The following is an 18,818-nucleotide window of genomic DNA, read 5'->3' as shown; positions in this document are numbered from 1 at the left end:
ACGCTCTCTTACTCCGCCGCTTCGAGAACGGGCGTGAAGGTCGCCGTACAGGCCTGCATGGTCGGGCTCGCGCGGCTGATCGGATCGGTTTCATAATAGTTCGTGACGATCACCGCGAAGGGTCGGCCGGAGAGGGTCTGGCCCCGGTCGGTCGGGCCTGCCGTATCGGTCGTCGCGCGGCGCACGAACTGGTCCACCGTCGCGAAGACGGGGTTTAGCGCAGCCATGCGGCTGCGCAGCACCTCCACCGTGTCGTAGGGCAGCGTGTGCCCGACAACGGCGCTGAAGGCGCGGATGATGCGCCAATCTTCCTTGGCCTCACCGAGCGGGAAGACCGCCTGGCCGGTGCGCTGCACGCGGCCTTCGGTGTTCACATAGGTCGCGCTCTTCTCCGTATAGGCGGCACCCGGCAGGATGACGTCGGCCCGTGCGGCCCCGCGGTCGCCATGATGGCCCTGGTAGATGACGAAGGTCTCGGGCGCGATGGCGCTGGCGTCGAACTCGTCCGCCGCGAGCAGCCACAGCACGTCGACACCGCCCGCCACCATCTCGGCCCAGCCCTTGGCGCCCGGCTGCGGGACGAAGCCCGCGTCGAGCGCACCGACCCGGCCGGCCGCGCGATGCAGGACGTTGAAGCCATGCCAACCTTCCGCGAAGGCGCCCATCTTCTCGGCCAGAGCCCAGGCGGCGGCCAGCACGGCTGCCCCGCCCTCGCCTTCCAGCGCGCCCTCGCCCAGCACGATCATCGGCTTTGCGGCCTTGGTCAGCACCTCGGCGAAGGCGTGGCTTCCGTCGAGCAGCGCCGTGAGCGTGTCGGCCCCTGCCCCGATCACCTCGGAGGGATAAGTCAGATCCGCGGCCTGCCCGATGACACCCACCGGCAGGCGGTTCTGACGCCAGCGCTTGCGGATGCGCGCATTGAGGATCGGCGCCTCAAGGCGCGGATTGGTGCCGATGAGCAGCAGCGCGTCGGCCTCTTCGATCCCGGCGATGGTGGTGTTGAACAGATAGTAGTCGCGCCGCGCGGTATCGAAGGCAGCACCGCCGGGACGGCAGTCGAGATTGCCGGAGCCGAGGGCCGCCATCAGGTCACGCAGCGCGACCAGGCTCTCGACATCCGCCTGATCACCCGCGAGCGCGCCGATGCGGTCGCCCGAGAGGCCGCGCATGCGGCCGGCGATGGCCAGGAACGCCTCTTCCCAGGTCGCGGGCTGCAGCTTGCCGCCGACGCGCAGCCAGGGCTTGTCCAGCCGGCGCCGGGTCAGCCCGTCCACCGCATGGCGGGATTTGTCGGCTAGCCACTCTTCGTTGACGTCCTCGTTGAGGCGCGGCAGCACGCGCATCACCTGCGGGCCGCGCGCATCGATGCGAATAGCGGAGCCCACGGCATCCATCACGTCGATGCTATCGGTCTTGCGCAGCTCCCAGGGACGCGCGGTGAAGGTATAGGGCTTCGAGGTCAGCGCACCGACCGGGCAGACGTCGACGAGGTTGCCCGAGAGTTCGGAAGAGAGCGCCTTCTGTACATAGGTGGTGATCTCGAGATTCTCGCCGCGCTGCGTGCCGCCCAGTTCGGGCACGCCGGCAATCTCGGTCGCGAAACGGACGCAGCGGGTGCACTGGATGCAGCGCGTCATCACCGTGCGGACGATGGGGCCGAGATCCTTGTCGCGCTGTGCGCGCTTGTCTTCGGTGTAGCGGGAATGGTCCCGCCCATAGGCCATCGCCTGGTCCTGCAGGTCGCACTCGCCGCCCTGATCGCAGATCGGGCAATCGAGCGGATGGTTGATCAGCAGAAATTCCATCACGCCGCGGCGGGCTTTCCGCACCATCGGGCTGTCGGTCTTCACCACCATGCCGTCGGCCGCCGGAAAGGCGCAGGAAGCGACGGGCTTCGGCGCCTTCTCCACTTCCACCAGGCACATGCGGCAATTGGCAGCAACCGACAGACGGTCATGATAGCAGAATCGCGGAATCTCCTTGCCGGCGGCTTCCGCCGCCTGCAGCACGGAGAAGCCCGCCGGAACCTCGACCTCGATCCCGTCAATCGTCAGCTTGGGCATCGCGCTACTCCGCCGCAATCGCCATGGGTTGGGTGGCCGAGGGAGACGCGGCATGGCGCGCCTTGTAGGCGGCGATGCGCTCCTCCAGGAGCGGGCGGAAATGGCGGATCAGGCCCTGAATGGGCCAGGCCGCAGCATCCCCCAGCGCGCAGATCGTATGGCCTTCGACCTGGCGGGTGACCTCTTCCAGCATGTCGATCTCTTCGATCTCGGCGCGGCCTTCGACCATGCGGTTCATGATCCGCATCATCCAGCCCGTGCCTTCGCGGCAGGGGGTGCACTGGCCGCAGCTCTCATGCTTGTAGAAGGCCGAAATCCGGGCGATGGCCTTGATCAGGTCGGTCGACTTGTCCATGACGATGACCGCGCCCGTGCCGAGGCCGGAGCGCATTTCGCGGAGGCCGTCGAAATCCATGATGGCGGTCTCGGCCATCTCCTTGGTGATCATCGGCACCGAGACGCCGCCCGGGATGATGGCGAGCAGATTGTCCCAGCCGCCGCGCACGCCGCCCGCATGGGTTTCGATCAGTTCACGCATCGAAATGCCCATCGATTCCTCGACGGTGCAGGGCCGGTTCACGTGGCCCGAGATGCAGAAGAGCTTGGTGCCCTGGTTCTTGTCCCGGCCGAAGCTCGCGAACCAGGCGGCCCCGCGGCGCATGATGGTGGGGGACACCGCCACTGTCTCGCAATTGGTGACGGTGGAGGGCAGGCCGTAGAGGCCCATCGCCGCCGGAAAGGGCGGCTTGGAGCGCGGCATGCCCTTCTTGCCTTCGAGGCTTTCGATCATCGCCGTCTCTTCGCCGCAGATATAGGCGCCGGCGCCGCGATGCACGAAAACGTCGAAATCATAGCCGGAGCCAGCGGCATTCTTGCCGAGCAGCCCGGCGGCATAGGCCTCTTCCACCGCCGCCTGCAGGCGGGTGTATTCCAGCCAGTATTCGCCGCGGATGTAGCAATAGGCGGCCGTCGCGCCCATTGCGAAGCCAGCGATCAGGCAGCCTTCCACCAGCTTGTGCGGCTCGTTGCGCAGGATCTCGCGGTCCTTGCAGGTGCCGGGCTCGCTCTCGTCACAATTGACGATGAGATAGGCCGGCTTGTCGCCGCGATCCTTCGGCATGAAGGACCATTTGAGGCCGGAGGGGAAACCCGCGCCGCCACGGCCGCGCAGGCCGGAGGCCTTGATCTCGTCGACGATCGCGAAGCGGCCGCGGGCCAGCAGGTCGGCCGTGCCGTCCCAATCGCCGCGCGCCCGGGCGCCGTCCAGCTGCCAGGAGCCGGCGCCATGCAGATTGGTGAAAATCCGGTCTTTGTCTTCAAGCAAGGCCATGGCTCAGGCTCCCGGCTTGGCGGGCGCATCGCCCGGCGGATTGGCAGCGGCGGCCGCTGCCGCCTCGGCTGCGGCCCGCGCCGCAGCCTCCTCGCGCTCGCGCTTGAGGACGACGTATTTCTCGGGCGACCAGAACTGGTCGGGATTCTTCAGCGTCGTGCCGCCGCCTTCGGCGCGGCTGCCCAGGCGATCGATGGTCGGGCCCGGCGTCGGCGTCTCGCCGCGGCGGAAGGCCGCGATCAGCGCTTCCGTGCGCGGCCCGTCCAGATCCTCGTAATAGGCTTCGTTGTTCACCTGCATCATCGGCGCGTTGGAACAGGCGCCGAGGCATTCCACCTCGACCATGCTGAACATCCCGTCTGCGCTCACCTCGCCGAAATGTTCGATGCCGGTCGCCTTCTTGCAGGCGGCAACGACGTCATCCGAGCCGCGCAGCCAGCAGGGCGTCGTGGTGCAAACCTGCAGATGATAACGGCCGACCGGCTTGAGGTTGAACATCGTGTAGAAGGTCGCCACCTCATAGACGCGGATGGGCGCCATCTCGAGCAGCGCGGCCGTTACGTCCATCGCCACGCGCGGCACCCAGGCGATGCCGGTCTGCCTACCCATCTGGCTCTGCACGATGTAGAGCACGAAGATGACCGCGCTCGCCTTGCGTTCCGGCGGATAGCGCAGCAGGACACGGTCGATCTCGGCGAGGCTTTCAGCGTCGAAGGCGAAGCTAGTGGGCTCCGCGACAGGGGCGTCGGATGTTTCGGTCATGATTACCTGTCGATTTCGCCAAACACGAGGTCGATGGAGCCGATGATGGCGACGGCATCAGCCAGCATGTGGCCCTTGGCCATCTTGTCCATGGCTTGGAGATGCGCGAACCCCGTCGGGCGGATCTTGCAGCGGTAGGGCCGATTGGTGCCGTCCGCGACCAGATAGACGCCGAACTCGCCCTTGGGCGCTTCGATCGCCGTATAGGTCGCGCCCGCCGGCACGTGGAAGCCTTCGGTGAAGAGCTTGAAGTGGTGGATGAGCGCTTCCATTGAGCGCTTCATCTCGCCGCGCGGCGGCGGGGTGAACTTGTTGTCCTGCACGCGCACCGGCCCCGGCTTTATCTTCGCCAGACACTGCCGCATGATCTTCACGCTCTCGCGCATCTCCTGCACGCGGACCAGGTAGCGGTCGTAGCAGTCGCCATTGCGGGCCACCGGAATTTCGAAGGAGACTTCGCCGTATTTGGAATAGGGCTGGGCCCGCCGCAGATCCCACGGCACGCCGGAGGCGCGCAGATTGGGGCCGGAGAAGCCCCAGTTCAGCGCCTCCTCGGCAGAGACGATACCGATATCAACGGTACGCTGCTTCCAGATACGGTTCTCGGTGAGCAGCCCCTCCAGGTCGTTCACGAAGCCGTCGAAGGTATCGCACCAGGCGGCAATGCGCTCTTCGAGCCCCGCCGGCAGATCCCGGTTCACGCCGCCAGGGCGGAAGTAATTCGCATGCATCCGCGCGCCGGAGGCCGCTTCGTAGAACTCCATTAGCTGCTCGCGCACCTCGTAGCCCCAGAGGCTCGGCGTCGTCGCGCCGGCGTCGAGCGCGAAGGAGGTGACGTTGAGGAGATGGTTCAGGATGCGGGTGATTTCGGCGAAGAGCGTGCGGATCCACTCCGCCCGCTCCGGCGGGGTGATGCCGAGAAGCTTTTCGATGGCCATGACATAGGCCTGCTCCTGCGCCATCGGGCTCACATAGTCGAGCCGGTCGAAATACGGGACGCTCTGCAGATAGGTCCGGTATTCCATCAGCTTTTCGGTGCCGCGGTGCAGCAGTCCGATATGCGGATCGGCGCGGTCGATCACCTCGCCGTCCATCTCCAGGATCAGGCGCAGCACGCCGTGGGCGGCAGGATGCTGCGGGCCGAAATTGATCGCGTGGCTGTCGATCTCGACGATCTTGGTTTCGGGGTTGACGACCGGCCGGTCGGAGACGACGTCCGGCTGCTCGATGCCAGGGATCGTCGTCTTGGTCTGGGTCTCTACCATGCCTCAGCCCTCCCGATGGGCTTTCTCGTCGCCGGGCAGCGTGGTCATCGCTTCCCAGGGCGAGATGAAATCGAAGCGGCGCCAATCCTGCACGAGCTTGACCGGCTCGTTGATGACTTCCTTGCGCTCCTCGTCGTAGCGCACCTCGACATAGCCGGTGAGCGGGAAGTCCTTCCGCATCGGATGGCCGACGAAGCCGTAATCGGTGAGGATGCGGCGCAGATCGGGCTGGCCCGAGAAGGCGATGCCGAAGAGGTCCCAGGTCTCGCGTTCCCACCACGTGGCGGAGGCCCAGAGGCCGGAGACGGAGGGCACGGGCTGCACGCCATCGGTCGCCACGATGATGCGGATGCGGTGGTTCAACGTGACCGAGAGCAGGTTGTAGACGACCTCGAAACGCTCGGCGCGGTTCGGCCAGTCGACGCCACAAACGTCCATGCACTGCTCGAAGGCGAAGCGCGGATCGTCCCGCAACACGGTCATCAGCGGAATGAGCGAGGCGATGTCGGTGCGCAGCACCACCTCCCCCACCTCGATGGTCGCGGAGAGGACGCCGGGCAGGCCACCTGCGGATTGGGCCAGCAGCTCGGTCGGGCTGAGCGGCGCCGGAAGCTGTTCCTCGGCGGGAACGGGTGCGGGTGTCTCAGCCACGGAGGATCGTCCCGGTGCGGCGGATTTTCTTCTGCAGCTGCATGATGCCGTAGACCAGCGCTTCAGCCGTCGGCGGGCAGCCGGGGACGTAGACGTCCACCGGCACGATGCGGTCGCAGCCGCGCACGACGGAATAGGAATAGTGATAGTAGCCGCCGCCATTGGCGCAGCTGCCCATGGAGATGACCCAGCGCGGCTCGCTCATCTGGTCGTAGAGCTTGCGCAGCGCCGGCGCCATCTTGTTGGTCAGCGTGCCGGCGACGATCATGACGTCGCTCTGCCGCGGCGATGCACGCGGGATCACGCCCATCCGGTCGAGATCGTAGCGCGGCATATAGGCGTGGATCATTTCGACGGCGCAGCAGGCCAGGCCGAAGGTCATCGGCCACAGGCTGCCCGTGCGCGCCCAGTTCACGATCTTGTCGAGGTTGCCGACGATGAAGCCCTTGCCGGCAATCTCGCCGGTGATGGCCCGCATCACCGCATCCTGATCCGGCCCAGGGGGCAGCTCACGCCCGTTCCAGACGAGCTCGGTTCCGGTATCGCCGGAGGTGGCACCGCTCATCGTCGTCACTCCCAATCCAGCGCACCCTTGCGCCAGGCATAGATGAAGCCGACCGTCAGCTCGGCCAGGAAGGCGAGCATGGTCAGGAAGCCCATGACCCCGATGTGCGACAGGCTGACAGCCCAGGGAAAGAGGAAGGCCACTTCGAGGTCGAAGATGATGAAGAGAAGGCAGACGAGGTAGAAGCGCACATCGAAGCGGCGGCGCGCATCGTCGAAGGGGTCGAAGCCGCATTCATAGGCCGAGAGCTTCTCGGCATAGGGCTTCTGACGGGCGGCGAGGAGCGCCCCCACCATCATGGCGCCGGCGATACCGAGGGCGATCGCTCCAAAGATCAGGATGGGCCAGTACTGCGAGAGCAGAGGTTGCACCGTCATCTCCTTGGTCGAACAGCCGCCCGGGCAGGACGCCCCGGGGCCGCGGGATCTATGCCGCAGCGGCGAAAGGAACCTAATCCCTCGCCGAGCGGCGCGCCACCCCCCTTAACCCATTGTCATGAAAGCCATGTAACCAGACGGATCACGATACGGCAGACGGCCGCCCGCGGATGCGGGGTCGCTTGAAATGACGCAGGATTTTGGGAAACTTTGTGTCGCCGCTGGCGCGAGTGACGGGGCTCGAACCCGCGACCTCCGGCGTGACAGGCCGGCGCTCTAACCAACTGAGCTACACCCGCAGCGACGGGCGGGGAAGTAACCCGGGGGCGCGCCACCGTCAAGCGTGACGGAGCCGTGAAAGTGGGACTTTTCGCACAAAGGTCGAGATGGCGGCCATAACGGCAACGGGCGTTGACACCCCCTGCCCGACCCGGCCGTGAGTCGCAGCCATGGGACATCGCGACATCCTCGTGCTTCTTGCCGCCCTCGCCGGCTGCCCGCCTGTCTCCACGGCGGGCGCAGGCCAACTGCCGCCCGAGGTTACTGCCTATCTGGTGCGGCAGGCGGCCTGTGATCATTGGGCGGGCGAAGAGCCGTATGACGCGGCGCGGGGCTCCGAGATCGCGGCTGCGATCCACAGGCTGCACTGTGACGGGCTGGAGGCCGACGCCGCCCGGCTGCGGAAGCGCTATCGGCAGGATCCTGCCGTGCTGGAGGCCCTGCGGGCGCCAGAGGCTCCGTGAAGGGCCGCATGTCGGTTATGTAGGAAGATGGTGGGCGGTGACGGTTTCGAACCGCCGACCCTCTCGGTGTAAACGAGACGCTCTACCGCTGAGCTAACCGCCCCAACCGGGCCTTCTCTGCCGCAGCCGGGCGCGAAAGACCAGCCCCACGGCGGACAGCAGGGTCTGAAAATAACGACGGCCGGCTACGCAGGCGCAGCCGGCCGGGCCGATCCGTCGCGGCGCGGCGCGGGGAAGCCCCCCGGCGCGCGCAGCGGACGCTGATTAGTTCAGCGCGTCCTTCAGGGCCTTGCCGGGCTTGAAGCGGACGGAGGTCGAGGCCGGGATGGCGATCTCTTCGCCCGTGCGCGGATTGCGGCCGGTGCCCGCCTTGCGCTGCGCGGTGACGAAATTGCCGAAGCCGACGAGACGCACCTCGGAGGACTTCAGCCCTTCGGTGATCGTCGCGAAAACCGCATCCACCACTTCGCCGGCCTTCGCGCGGGACAGGTCGGTCGCCTCTGCCACTGCCGCGATCAAATCCATTTTGTTCACGCTAGAACTCCCTGTTCAGTAACGATCCAAAACCCGGCGCGCGGAACACCCCGGATGGGGCGGCGGCCGGGACCACGCCCGAGGGAAAACGGCCCAAGCCGCGCCCCCGGGGCAAACTGGCTTTCCACGCCGCGCGCGCAGGAAACCGTCGTTTTTGCCTAATCACGGCATAGGGCAGGAAAAAGGCGGTGGATAGATATCCACCGCCGTTTTTTCGTCCTCAGGTCCTCGAATTTTCGGCCCTCAATGGGGCAGAAGAGGCACCTTCTCATCGACCCCCGACTTGGCGGGAATCGCGCTCTCTTCAGGCTCAGCCCATTCAATTGGCTCGGGTTTGCGCACCAGAGCTTGGCTGATCACCTCGTCCACGTGGGACACGGGAATGATCTTGATCCCGCTTTTCACGTTTTCGGGAATTTCGGCCAGATCCTTCTCATTGTCCTTCGGAATGAAGGCCGTGGTGATGCCGGCGCGCAGCGCCGCCAACAGTTTTTCCTTCAATCCGCCGATCGGCAGGACTCGGCCGCGCAGCGTCACCTCGCCCGTCATGGCGACGTCACGGCGCACCGGGATGCCCGTGAGCACGGACACGATAGAGGTCGCCATGGCGATGCCGGCGGACGGCCCGTCCTTCGGAGTCGCGCCTTCGGGCACGTGGACGTGGATGTCCCGCTTCTCGAAGAGCGTCGGCTTGATGCCGAAGGTGATGGAGCGGCTGCGCACGTAGCTTACCGCCGCCGCCACGCTCTCCTGCATCACGTCGCCGAGCTTGCCGGTCTGCTTCACACCGCCCTTGCCGGGCAGCAGCACGCTTTCGATGGTCAGGATCTCGCCGCCGACTTCCGTCCAGGCCAGACCCGTCACCACGCCCACCATGTCTTCGGCTTCCGCCTCGCCATACTGGAACTTGCGCACGCCCGCATAGGTTTCGAGGTTGGCCGCGGTGAAATCGACCCGCTGCGCCTTGCCAGTGACGATCTCCTTCACCGCCTTGCGCGCCAGGTTGGCCATCTCGCGTTCGAGATTACGCACGCCCGCTTCGCGCGTGTAGTAGCGAATCAGGTCGCGAATCGCGTCGTCGGAGACCGACCACTCGTCCTTCTTCAGGTTATGCGCCTGACCCTGCTTCGGGATCAGGTGGCGCTTGGAGATTTCGATCTTCTCATCCTCGGTGTAGCCGGGGATGCGGATGATCTCCATGCGGTCCAGCAGCGGCTGCGGCATGCGCAGGCTGTTCGCGGTCGTCACGAACATCACGTCCGACAGGTCGTAGTCGACCTCCAGGTAGTGGTCGGCGAAGGTCGCGTTCTGCTCCGGATCCAGCACTTCCAGCAGGGCGGAGGACGGGTCCCCGCGCCAATCGGCACCGAGCTTGTCAATCTCGTCCAGCAGGAAGAGCGGATTGGAGGTCTTGGCCTTCTTCATGCCCTGGATGACCTTGCCCGGCATGGAGCCGATATAGGTCCGCCGGTGGCCGCGCACCTCCGCCTCGTCCCGCACGCCGCCCAAGGACATGCGCACAAAGTTGCGACCCGTCGCATGGGCGATGGACTTGGCGAGCGAGGTCTTGCCGACGCCGGGGGGGCCGACCAAGCACAGGATCGGACCCTTGATCTTCTGGCTGCGCACCTGCACCGCCAGATACTCCAGGATCCGCTCCTTGATCTTCTCCATCGCGTAGTGCTCGTCGTTGAGCACCTTTTCGGCCGCCACCAGATCGGACTTGATCTTGCTGCGCTTCTTCCAGGGGATGGACAGGATCCAATCCAGGTAGTTGCGCACAACGGTCGCTTCCGCGCTCATCGGGCTCATGGTGCGCAGCTTCTTCAGCTCCGCCATGGCCTTGTCGCGGGCTTCCTTGGAGAGCTTGGTGCGGCGGATCTTCTCTTCGAGCTCGGCGGTTTCGTCCTTGCCCTCTTCGCCTTCGCCCAGCTCCTTCTGAATCGCCTTGAGCTGCTCGTTCAGGTAGTACTCGCGCTGGGTCTTCTCCATCTGCCGCTTCACGCGGTTGCGGATGCGCTTCTCCACCTGAAGAACGCCGATCTCCGTCTCCATATGGGCGAACAGCCGCTCCAGCCGCTCGTCCACCGCCGGCATTTCGAGAAGCTCCTGCTTCTCGGCGATCTTCAGCGTGAGGTGGCTCGCCACCGTATCGGCAAGCTTGCCCGGATCCTCGATCTGGTTGAGGGAGACCAGAACTTCCTGGGCGATCTTCTTGTTGAGCTTGATGTATTGCTCGAACTGGCCGACCACCGTGCGGCCGAGCGCTTCCAGCTCCTTCGCGTCGCCGATCTTCTCCGCCAGCGGCTCGACCTCGGCCTCGAAATAATTCTCGACCTCGGTGAAGCGCGTCACGGTGGCGCGGCTGGTGCCTTCCACCAGCACCTTCACCGTGCCGTCCGGCAGCTTCAGCAGCTGCAGAATCGTGGAGACGGTGCCGACGCGGTAGATGTCTTCGGCGGAGGGATCGTCCTGCGCCGCGTTCTTCTGGGCGACGAGAAGGATCTGCTTGCCTTCCTTGGCCACCGCCTCCAGGGCGCGAACCGATTTTTCGCGGCCCACGAAAAGTGGCACGATCATATGCGGGAAGACCACGATGTCGCGCAGCGGCAGAACGGGCATCCGTCCCTCCACCGGCATCACCTCGGCCGCCATTTCTTCTTCACTCACGATGACCTCCTTTCAAGGACAGTCGTTCTCTCACCGGACCCGTCAGCGGCATCCGGTCATGCACTCTCTTCCGCCCGTTCCTTGCCGTAAGTGAACAAGGGTTCGGCGCGGTTCTCGGCCACTTCGCGGTTGATGACGACTTCCTCGACATTGTTCAGGCCGGGGAGCTCATACATCGTGCTGAGCAGGATCTGCTCCATGATGGAGCGGAGCCCGCGCGCCCCGGTCTTGCGCTTGATGGCGCGGCCGGCCACCGAGCGCAGGGCGTCGTCGGTGAAGTTCAGCTTCACCCCTTCCATCTCGAAGAGGCGGCTGTACTGCTTGACGATCGCGTTCTTCGGTTTGGTCAGAATTTCGACAAGGGCATTCTCGTCCAGGTCTTCAAGGGTAGCCAGCACCGGCAGACGGCCGATGAACTCTGGGATGAGCCCGAAGCGGAGCAGATCCTCCGGCTCCACCTCGCGCAGCAGTTCGCCCGTGCGCCGCTCGTCCGGGTCCTTCACCGAGGCGCCGAAACCGATGCCCGAGCCCTTGCCGCGGGCCGCGATGATCTTGTCGAGCCCGGCGAAAGCGCCGCCGCAGATGAACAGGATGTTGGTGGTGTCGACCTGCAGGAATTCCTGCTGCGGATGCTTGCGTCCACCCTGCGGCGGCACGGAGGCAACGGTGCCTTCCATGATCTTCAGCAGGGCCTGCTGCACGCCCTCCCCGCTCACGTCGCGGGTGATGGAAGGGTTGTCCGACTTGCGGCTGATCTTGTCGACCTCATCGATATAGACGATGCCGCGCTGCGCCCGCTCCACATTGTAGTCGGCCGCCTGCAGCAGCTTGAGGATGATGTTCTCGACATCCTCACCGACATAGCCGGCTTCCGTCAGCGTGGTCGCGTCCGCCATGGTGAAGGGCACGTCCAGCATGCGGGCCAGCGTCTGCGCGAGCAGCGTCTTGCCCGAACCCGTGGGCCCGATCAGCATGATGTTGGACTTCGCGATCTCCACGTCATTGTGCTTCTGGCCGTGCGCCAGCCGCTTGTAATGATTGTGGACCGCGACGCTGAGGACCTTCTTCGCGTGTGTCTGGCCGATGACATAATCGTCCAGCACCTTGCAAATCTCGCGCGGCGTGGGCACGCCATCCCGGGACTTCACGAGATGCGTCTTGTTCTCCTCACGGATGATGTCCATGCAGAGTTCGACGCATTCGTCGCAGATGAAGACGGTCGGCCCTGCGATCAGCTTGCGTACTTCGTGCTGGGACTTGCCGCAGAACGAGCAGTACAGGGTGTTCTTCGAATCGCTTGTCTTGCTCATGGCAGGCTCCTCTCCCGGGTCGCCCAGGCGCCGGTCATCCAGACTACGCCCCGGGAGCATTAAGAAACAAGGTGCTGGCCCCGCCGCGTCTCGGCGATCGGGCCCGCCGTCACGTCACGACACGGCTTGGGCGGCAGCGCCGCCGCCCCGGTAACCGCCCCGGAGAGCCCCGTCGGTTCGCGGGTCCCTGCGGTCATTCAAGATCGGGGCCAGCCGCCCCGGCCGCTGCAGCCAGGGCGAAGGTCCCTCGAGGTTTAGGCGCCCTTCACGTCTTCCGGGCCGGCCGGGCGGCTTTCCACCACCTCGTCGATCAGCCCGAAATCCTTCGCCTCGGCCGCCGACATGAAGCTGTCGCGCTCCAGCTTGCGCTCGATGGTGTCCAGAGACTGGCCCGTATGCTTGACGTAGATCTCGTTCAGGCGCTGCCGGATACGCAGAATCTCCTGCGCCTGGATCTGAATGTCGGTCGCCTGGCCCTGCGCACCGCCGGAGGGCTGATGCACCATGATGCGGGCGTTGGGCAGTGCGAAGCGCTTGCCGGCAGCACCCGCCGTGAGCAGCAGGCTGCCCATGGACGCAGCCTGACCGATGCAGACCGTGCTCACCGGGCAGCGGATGTACTGCATGGTGTCGTAGATCGCGAGGCCGGAGGTGACCACGCCGCCCGGGCTGTTGATGTAGAAGGCGATGTCCTTTGTCGGATTCTCGCTTTCCAGGAACAGCAGCTGCGCGCAGATCAGAGAGCTCATCTCGTCGAAGACCTGCCCGGTCATGAAGATGATCCGCTCCTTCAGCAGGCGCGAATAGATGTCGTAGGACCGCTCGCCCCGCGAGGTCTGCTCGACGACGATCGGAACCAGGGTGTTGTTGTAGACGGTCAGGGGGTCCCGGTCTTGCATTCTCAGTCCTTTCCCCGCCCGGGTGCTGCGTCCCGAAGCGATGCGATGCGAATCACCGACCATTTCCTCATGAACCTGCTCGTCTCGCAAGAGGCCGACCGGAGATGGTGTGCTCCAGGCCTCCCCTCGGCCGGCCCCGTCCCACAGCGGGCGACGGAGAACGGCAGAGGCGGAGGCAGCCTCAACGCAATGTGAGGCTGCCCGTCAGAAATTAAAAGAGGGGGATCAGCCCTCGGCGTCGGCCGCCGTCGCCGCCGCCAGCTCTTCCGTCGTCACCGGCTTGTCTTCGACCTTGGCCAGCTCGAGCACGTAGTCCACGACCTTCTCCTCGAAGATCGGGCCGCGCAGGAATTCCGCTGCCTGCGGATTCTTGCGGAACATGTCGAGCGCTTCCTTCTGGCGCGCGCCATACATCATGCTGTGCTGGAAGATCGCGCGGTTCAGCTCCTCGCTGGAAACCGTGATGCCGTTCTTCTGGCCGATTTCAGCGAGCAGCAGGCCGAGGCGAACGCGGCGGTCTGCGATGGCGCGATACTCGGCCTTCAGCGTCTCCTCGTCCTTGTCCTTGTCGGCCTCGTCGAGACGACCGGCCTTGCGCTCTTCTTCCAGGCGATTCCAGATCTGCGTGAATTCGCTGTCGGAGAGGCTCGGCGGCACGTCGAAGCTGATGCGATCGGCCAGGGCATCGAGCAGCTGGCGCTTGAGGTGCTGGCGTGCCTCCTGATCCAGTTCGCGCTGCAGACGGTCCTTGATGAACTTCTTGAGGTCTTCGAGGTCCTCGAAGCCGAGTTCGGTCGCCAGCGCGTCGTCCGCCACCGGAGTCTCGAACTGCTTCAGCGCCTTGGCGGTGATCTCGAACTCGGCATCCTTGCCGGCAAGCTCGGCCGCGCCGTATTCGGCCGGGAAGGTCACCTTGATGGTGCGGGTTTCGCCGACCTTGATGCCGTCGATGCCCTCGGCGAAGCCCGGGATGAAGCCGGAGCCGCCGAGTTCGACCGAGACGTCCTGCGCCGTGCCGCCCTCGAAGGCGACGCCATCGATGCGGCCCACGAAGTCCACCACCACCGCGTCACCGGTCGCGGCCGGACGATCCTCGGTCACGTCCACTTCCTTGCGGCGGCTCTTGAGCAGGTTGTCGAGACCCTGCTGGACCGCCTCGTCGCCGGGCTCGGCCTTGAGACGGGTCAGGCTGATCTCGCCGAGTGCCGGCACTTCGATTTCCGGCAGCACTTCGAGCTGCAGGGTAAATTCCAGGTCCTTGTCCTCGCCGGCGGAGACGAGATCGACCTTCGGCTGCATGGCCGGGCGCAGGCCGCGCTCGGACAGCAGCTGGCGGGTCGCCTCGTTCACCGACTCGTCGGCGACCTCGGCCATGACGGCGGAGCCGTAGCGCTTCTGCAGCAGCGACATCGGCACCTTGCCCGGCCGGAAGCCCGGCAGGCGGATGGTGCGGCCCAGCTCAACCAGCCGCGCCTGCCGCTTCTGTTCGAGATCCGCGAAGGGCAGCGTGACGGTGAAAGCCTGCTTCAGCCCTTCGGACTGGGTTTGGTTGATCTGCATTGAAAGTCTCAGGGCTCCGGGTCGTACGAAAGGCGTTAGAGGGGACGAAGGCCAGCATCGGCGGATGGCCGGCACGGTGCGGAAGACTGGTGCGGGCGGAGGGACTTGAACCCCCACGGCTTGCGCCACCAGAACCTAAATCTGGCGTGTCTGCCAATTTCACCACGCCCGCGGGGCCGCAGCTGTAGGGGGCGCGCTTTACAGCACCTCTCGTTTCCTCACAAGCGCGCGCCCCACAGGGCTTGTCTGTGCCGGAGCGGAACTACCCCTCGGCAAGAGCCGCGAAGGCGCGCGCCAGCCCCTCGCCCAGATCCTCGGCGATGAGGGCGGCGGCATGCGGCGCGTGGCGTGCCGCCTCGCCATGCAGCCAGACACCGGCCGCCGCCGCCGCCCACGGCTCCATGCCCTGGGTCAGCAGACCCGCGATGATGCCGGCGAGCACGTCGCCGCTGCCGGCCGTCGCGAGTGAGGCCGGGGCGTTGTCGTTGATGGCCGCACGGCCATCCGGGGCCGCGATCACGGTATCGGCGCCCTTGAAGACGACGACCGCGTCAATGCGCGCCGCGGCGGCCCGCGCCGCCGCCAGTTTGCAGGCGCCCACGGGACCAAAAAGTTTTGAAAACTCACCGCCATGCGGGGTGATGATGGACACGCCTCTGAGCTTGTCCGGATCCCCCGCGCACGCACCCAGGGCGTCGGCGTCGGCGACGATCCGGCGTTCCGCCGCAATGAGCTGCGGCAGCACATGTCGGGCGCGCTCCAATCCTAAGCCAGGACCGCAAAGCCACGTCTTACGACGTTGATCCTGAAGCAATGTGTCTAGCGGCGCTTCCGAGACGATGAGGCCCGGCTCGGTCGCGCGCAGCACGTCGCCATCACCCTCCACCACCATGGTGAGGAGCCCTGCACCCGCACGGCGCGCGCCCATCGCCGCCATCCGCGCGGCCCCCGCCATCTCGCTGCCAGCCAGCACCGACAGCATCCCACGGGTGTATTTCTGGCCCGACAGGGTGAGCGAGGGTAATGTCCAAAGATCAGGACCATTGGCGAAGGTGTTCACCTGATCTCTGAGCATCGCCCCGGGCGGCATGCCGATGTCGGCGAGATGCAGCCGTCCGCACAGCGCCCGGCCGGGCAGCAGCAGATGCCCCGGCTTCAGGCGATGGAAGGTGACGGTCAGTTCCGCCCGCGCGACGGCGCCGCGGGCTGCGCCCGTCGCACCGTCGAGGCCGCTCGGCACGTCCACTGCGACGACTCGACGGGCGGCGGCCAGAACGGCGGAGACCGCTGGGTCCAGATCCCGCGCCAGCCCGGCGCCGAAGACGGCATCGACGACCAGATCCGCCCGGGCTGCCTCCTCGGGCGTGAAGGGCGCTTCGGGCCCGCGCCAAGCGGCAGCCATGGCAGCGGCATCGGTGCCCGCCCGTGGGTCGCCGAGGCGTGCGAGCCGCACCGGCCAGCCCATCTCCTGCAGCAGCCGGGCGACGACGTAGCCGTCCCCCCCATTGTTGCCGGGGCCGCAGAGCACGAGGGTGGGGGCGGGCGCATAGTCCCGGCGGATCGCACGGGCCACCGCACGACCGGCATTCTCCATGAGCTGGAGCCCGGAGACGCCGAGGCCCGGCGCGCGCGCGTCGACCGCCGCCATCTCCGTGGGCGTCAGCAGTTCCGGCGGATAGCGCATTCCTTACTCCTCACGACGGTGACCCGGCACGACGAAGGCCCGGCGCAGAGCACCGGGCCTTTCTATCATGCCGCGATCCTCGGACTAGGACGCGCGACGGACACCTTCGGAGTAGCCCTGCCCTTCCAGCAAGGCGATGAAGGCTTTGGAGAAGGCCGGAATGTCGTCCGGTTTACGGGAGGTGACGAGCAAGCCGTCCTGCACCACCGTCTGATCCGCCCAATGCGCCCCAGCATTGATGAGGTCGGTCTTGAGCGACGGCCAGGAGGTGAGGTTACGGCCCTTGACGCCGCCCGCCTCGATCAGCGTCCACGGACCGTGGCAGATCGCGGCGATCGGCTTCTTCTCGCTCACGAAATGCCTGACGAAGCCGACGGCCTTGGGGTCTACCCTGAGATAATCAGGGTTGGCGACGCCGCCGGGGAGCAGCAACGCGTCGAATTCCTCGGGGCTGGCGGATGCGAGCGTGCGATCCGGCTGGAAGGTGTCGCCCTTCTCGTCATGGTTCATGCCCTGGATCTCACCGTCCTTGGGGGAGACGACGACGACCGTCGCACCCGCCGCCCGCAGCGCTTCCATCGGGCCGGTCAGCTCGACCTGCTCGAATCCGTCGGTCACCAGCGCCGCCACCTTGCAATTGGAAATGGTCATGGGGATCTTCTTTCCTCTGTCTTGAGGCAGGAGGTGAGGCGCGGCGCCGGCAGGCTCAACCATCCGCCCATCCTTGTGACCTCACCAAAACCGGCGCAACGCCCTTTCAGGCCCAACCGCCCTTTGCCTGCAGCAGCGGAACTGGCAGAGATCGGAGGAATCCCGAACAAGCCCCAAGGAGACTGCCCATGATCGTCCTCATCACGGGAGCGAGCGCCGGCTTCGGCGCCGATATCGCCCGCGCGCTGGTGCCCCAGGGCCACAAGGTGATCGCGACGGCCCGCCGGCTGGACCGGCTGCAGGCGCTGGCCGCCGAGCTGGGGCCGGAGAAGGTCCTGCCGCTGGAACTCGACGTCACGGACCCCACGGCCGTCTTCGCCGCGATCGAGGGCCTGCCGGCCGAATGGGCCGCCATCGACGTGCTGGTGAACAACGCCGGCCTCGCCCTCGGCCTGGAACCCGCGCAGGAGGCGAAGCTCGACAATTGGGAGCGGATGATCGACACCAATGTCAAAGGGCTGACCTACGTCACCCGCGCGGTGCTGCCGGGCATGGTCAGCCGCAATCGCGGCCATGTCGTGAACATGGGCTCGGTCGCCGGCACCTGGCCCTATTTCGGCGGCAACGTCTATGGCGCCACCAAGGCCTTCGTGCGCCAGTTCTCGCTCAATCTGCGCGCCGATCTCGCAGGCACCCGCGTGCGGGTGACGAATATCGAGCCGGGCCTGGTCGCCGGCACCGAGTTCTCCAACGTCCGCTTCGCCGGCGACGATGCGAAAGCCGCCAGCATCTATGCCGGCACGACGCCGCTGACCTCGGAAGACGTGGCGGAGACCGTGCGCTGGATCGTCTCCCTGCCGGAGCATTTCAACGTCAACACCATCGAAATCATGCCAGTGGTGCAGAGCTTCGGCGGCCTGAAAGTGCAGAAGGAGTGCTGAGCCACCCGGGCGCGCGCCTGCCGCGCCCGCGGCGCAGAGCCTGGCCGCGCAATCCATTTGACATGGGCCGGCCGGCTGCATACACCCCGCCGGCTGGACCAGCGCAGGCGGAGACGCCGCGCCCGGCCTCATAAAAAGAAGCCGCCCCAACGAGGGTGCAGCATGAAAGAGAATGAGACTATGTTTGCAGTGATCCGCACGGGCGGAAAGCAGTACCGCGTTCAGCCGAACGCGATCGTGAAGATTGAGAAGCTCGAGGCCGAGGCCGGCAGCACCGTGACCTTCGACGAAGTCCTCGCCGTGGGTGGCGAAGGCGTCGAAGCGAAGGTCGGTGCCCCGCTCGTGGCCGGTGCCACCGTCACGGCCACCGTCGTCGCCCAGGACCGCCTGGCGAAGGTCATCATCTTCAAGAAGCGCCGCCGGCAGAACAGCCGCCGCAAGAACGGCCATCGCCAGCACGTCACCGTGCTGCGCATCGCCGACATCAACGCGGCCTGAGCCCCGCGCTTTAAGCAGGAGACAGAGAGATGGCACATAAGAAAGCTGGCGGTTCGTCCCGCAACGGTCGCGATACCGCGGGCCGCCGCCTCGGCGTCAAGAAGTTCGGTGGCGAGAGCGTCGTCGCCGGCAACATCATCGTCCGCCAGCGCGGCACGAAGATGAAGCCCGGCCAGAACGTCGGCCTCGGCAAGGATCACACGATCTTCGCCCTCGTCGATGGCCACGTGACCTTCCAGAAGAAGGCCGACCGCACCCATGTGTCGGTCACGCCGCTGCCGCAGGCCGCCGAGTAACCACCCGGCCCTTCGTTTT

The 18,818-nt window shown here is 66.1% G+C and carries 18 protein-coding genes and 3 tRNA genes; 4 read left to right on the top strand and 17 right to left on the bottom strand.

Features of this window, described 5'->3' with window-relative positions; translation table 11 throughout:
• Positions 1-8 precede the first annotated feature (8 nt).
• The 8 genes from nuoG to ACYQ6W_RS13795 all read right to left on the bottom strand — a co-directional run bounded on the left by nuoG (position 9) and on the right by ACYQ6W_RS13795 (position 7,312).
• Positions 9-2,063 carry an NADH-quinone oxidoreductase subunit NuoG gene (nuoG, locus tag ACYQ6W_RS13830; RefSeq protein WP_459676022.1) on the bottom strand — a complete coding sequence of 685 codons (2,055 nt, stop codon included), beginning with the start codon at positions 2,061-2,063 and terminating at the stop codon, positions 9-11.
• 4 nt (positions 2,064-2,067) lie between these two features.
• Positions 2,068-3,387: an NADH-quinone oxidoreductase subunit NuoF gene (nuoF, locus tag ACYQ6W_RS13825; protein WP_459676235.1), complete on the bottom strand. Its 1,320-nt coding sequence runs from the start codon at positions 3,385-3,387 to the stop codon at positions 2,068-2,070.
• Between the two features lie 9 nt (positions 3,388-3,396).
• A complete protein-coding gene (locus tag ACYQ6W_RS13820; protein WP_459676021.1) occupies positions 3,397-4,155 on the bottom strand; it encodes a complex I 24 kDa subunit family protein in 759 nt (252 codons plus the stop codon).
• Positions 4,156-4,157: 2 nt separating this feature from the next.
• Positions 4,158-5,420 carry an NADH-quinone oxidoreductase subunit D gene (locus ACYQ6W_RS13815; RefSeq protein WP_459676018.1) on the bottom strand — a complete coding sequence of 421 codons (1,263 nt, stop codon included), beginning with the start codon at positions 5,418-5,420 and terminating at the stop codon, positions 4,158-4,160.
• 3 nt (positions 5,421-5,423) lie between these two features.
• On the bottom strand, positions 5,424-6,005 hold the full coding sequence (locus ACYQ6W_RS13810) for an NADH-quinone oxidoreductase subunit C (RefSeq protein ID WP_459676233.1): 582 nt from the start codon (positions 6,003-6,005) through the stop codon (positions 5,424-5,426).
• Positions 6,006-6,063: 58 nt separating this feature from the next.
• Complete coding sequence (locus ACYQ6W_RS13805; RefSeq protein WP_459676017.1) at positions 6,064-6,636, bottom strand: NuoB/complex I 20 kDa subunit family protein; 573 nt, start codon at positions 6,634-6,636, stop codon at positions 6,064-6,066.
• Positions 6,637-6,641: 5 nt separating this feature from the next.
• Entirely contained in the window at positions 6,642-7,013 is a 372-nt protein-coding gene (locus tag ACYQ6W_RS13800) for an NADH-quinone oxidoreductase subunit A (protein WP_459676015.1), read from the bottom strand.
• 222 nt (positions 7,014-7,235) lie between these two features.
• Positions 7,236-7,312 (bottom strand) — tRNA-Asp (locus tag ACYQ6W_RS13795).
• A 150-nt stretch (positions 7,313-7,462) separates the two neighbouring features.
• On the opposite strand from ACYQ6W_RS13795, the gene ACYQ6W_RS13790 reads away from it, so the two are divergent.
• A complete protein-coding gene (locus tag ACYQ6W_RS13790; RefSeq protein WP_459676012.1) occupies positions 7,463-7,756 on the top strand; it encodes a hypothetical protein in 294 nt (97 codons plus the stop codon).
• A 28-nt stretch (positions 7,757-7,784) separates the two neighbouring features.
• On the opposite strand, the gene ACYQ6W_RS13785 is transcribed toward ACYQ6W_RS13790, so the two are convergent.
• From ACYQ6W_RS13785 to ACYQ6W_RS13745, 9 genes are all read right to left on the bottom strand, one after another.
• Positions 7,785-7,859: transfer RNA gene (locus ACYQ6W_RS13785), tRNA-Val, on the bottom strand.
• A gap of 161 nt (positions 7,860-8,020) precedes the next feature.
• Positions 8,021-8,281: an HU family DNA-binding protein gene (locus tag ACYQ6W_RS13780; protein ID WP_459676232.1), complete on the bottom strand. Its 261-nt coding sequence runs from the start codon at positions 8,279-8,281 to the stop codon at positions 8,021-8,023.
• A 252-nt stretch (positions 8,282-8,533) separates the two neighbouring features.
• The gene (gene lon, locus ACYQ6W_RS13775; protein WP_459676230.1) at positions 8,534-10,945 is read right to left on the bottom strand and encodes an endopeptidase La; all 2,412 of its coding nucleotides are present in this window, start codon (positions 10,943-10,945) and stop codon (positions 8,534-8,536) included.
• Positions 10,946-11,016: 71 nt separating this feature from the next.
• A complete protein-coding gene (gene clpX, locus ACYQ6W_RS13770) occupies positions 11,017-12,270 on the bottom strand; it encodes an ATP-dependent Clp protease ATP-binding subunit ClpX (protein WP_459676011.1) in 1,254 nt (417 codons plus the stop codon).
• Positions 12,271-12,524: 254 nt separating this feature from the next.
• Positions 12,525-13,169, bottom strand: a complete 645-nt coding sequence (gene clpP / locus ACYQ6W_RS13765) for an ATP-dependent Clp endopeptidase proteolytic subunit ClpP (RefSeq protein ID WP_459676009.1) — start codon at positions 13,167-13,169, stop codon at positions 12,525-12,527.
• Between the two features lie 225 nt (positions 13,170-13,394).
• Entirely contained in the window at positions 13,395-14,729 is a 1,335-nt protein-coding gene (gene tig, locus ACYQ6W_RS13760; protein WP_459676007.1) for a trigger factor, read from the bottom strand.
• A gap of 87 nt (positions 14,730-14,816) precedes the next feature.
• A tRNA-Leu gene (locus ACYQ6W_RS13755) sits at positions 14,817-14,901 on the bottom strand.
• A 90-nt stretch (positions 14,902-14,991) separates the two neighbouring features.
• Positions 14,992-16,413 carry an NAD(P)H-hydrate dehydratase gene (locus ACYQ6W_RS13750; RefSeq protein ID WP_459676005.1) on the bottom strand — a complete coding sequence of 474 codons (1,422 nt, stop codon included), beginning with the start codon at positions 16,411-16,413 and terminating at the stop codon, positions 14,992-14,994.
• A gap of 84 nt (positions 16,414-16,497) precedes the next feature.
• A complete protein-coding gene (locus ACYQ6W_RS13745) occupies positions 16,498-17,064 on the bottom strand; it encodes a type 1 glutamine amidotransferase domain-containing protein (RefSeq protein ID WP_459676003.1) in 567 nt (188 codons plus the stop codon).
• A gap of 182 nt (positions 17,065-17,246) precedes the next feature.
• On the opposite strand from ACYQ6W_RS13745, the gene ACYQ6W_RS13740 reads away from it, so the two are divergent.
• From ACYQ6W_RS13740 to rpmA, 3 genes are all read left to right on the top strand, one after another.
• On the top strand, positions 17,247-18,005 hold the full coding sequence (locus tag ACYQ6W_RS13740; RefSeq protein ID WP_459676228.1) for an SDR family oxidoreductase: 759 nt from the start codon (positions 17,247-17,249) through the stop codon (positions 18,003-18,005).
• Between the two features lie 180 nt (positions 18,006-18,185).
• A complete protein-coding gene (rplU, locus tag ACYQ6W_RS13735; RefSeq protein WP_459676000.1) occupies positions 18,186-18,503 on the top strand; it encodes a 50S ribosomal protein L21 in 318 nt (105 codons plus the stop codon).
• A 29-nt stretch (positions 18,504-18,532) separates the two neighbouring features.
• Complete coding sequence (gene rpmA, locus ACYQ6W_RS13730; RefSeq protein ID WP_459675999.1) at positions 18,533-18,799, top strand: 50S ribosomal protein L27; 267 nt, start codon at positions 18,533-18,535, stop codon at positions 18,797-18,799.
• The last annotated feature ends 19 nt before the right edge of the window (positions 18,800-18,818 follow it).

It is taken from the genome of Acidisoma sp. 7E03, from assembly GCF_054665075.1.
The sequence above is the reverse complement of the archived record's forward strand: the minus strand, read 5'-3'. Positions and strand labels throughout refer to the sequence as shown.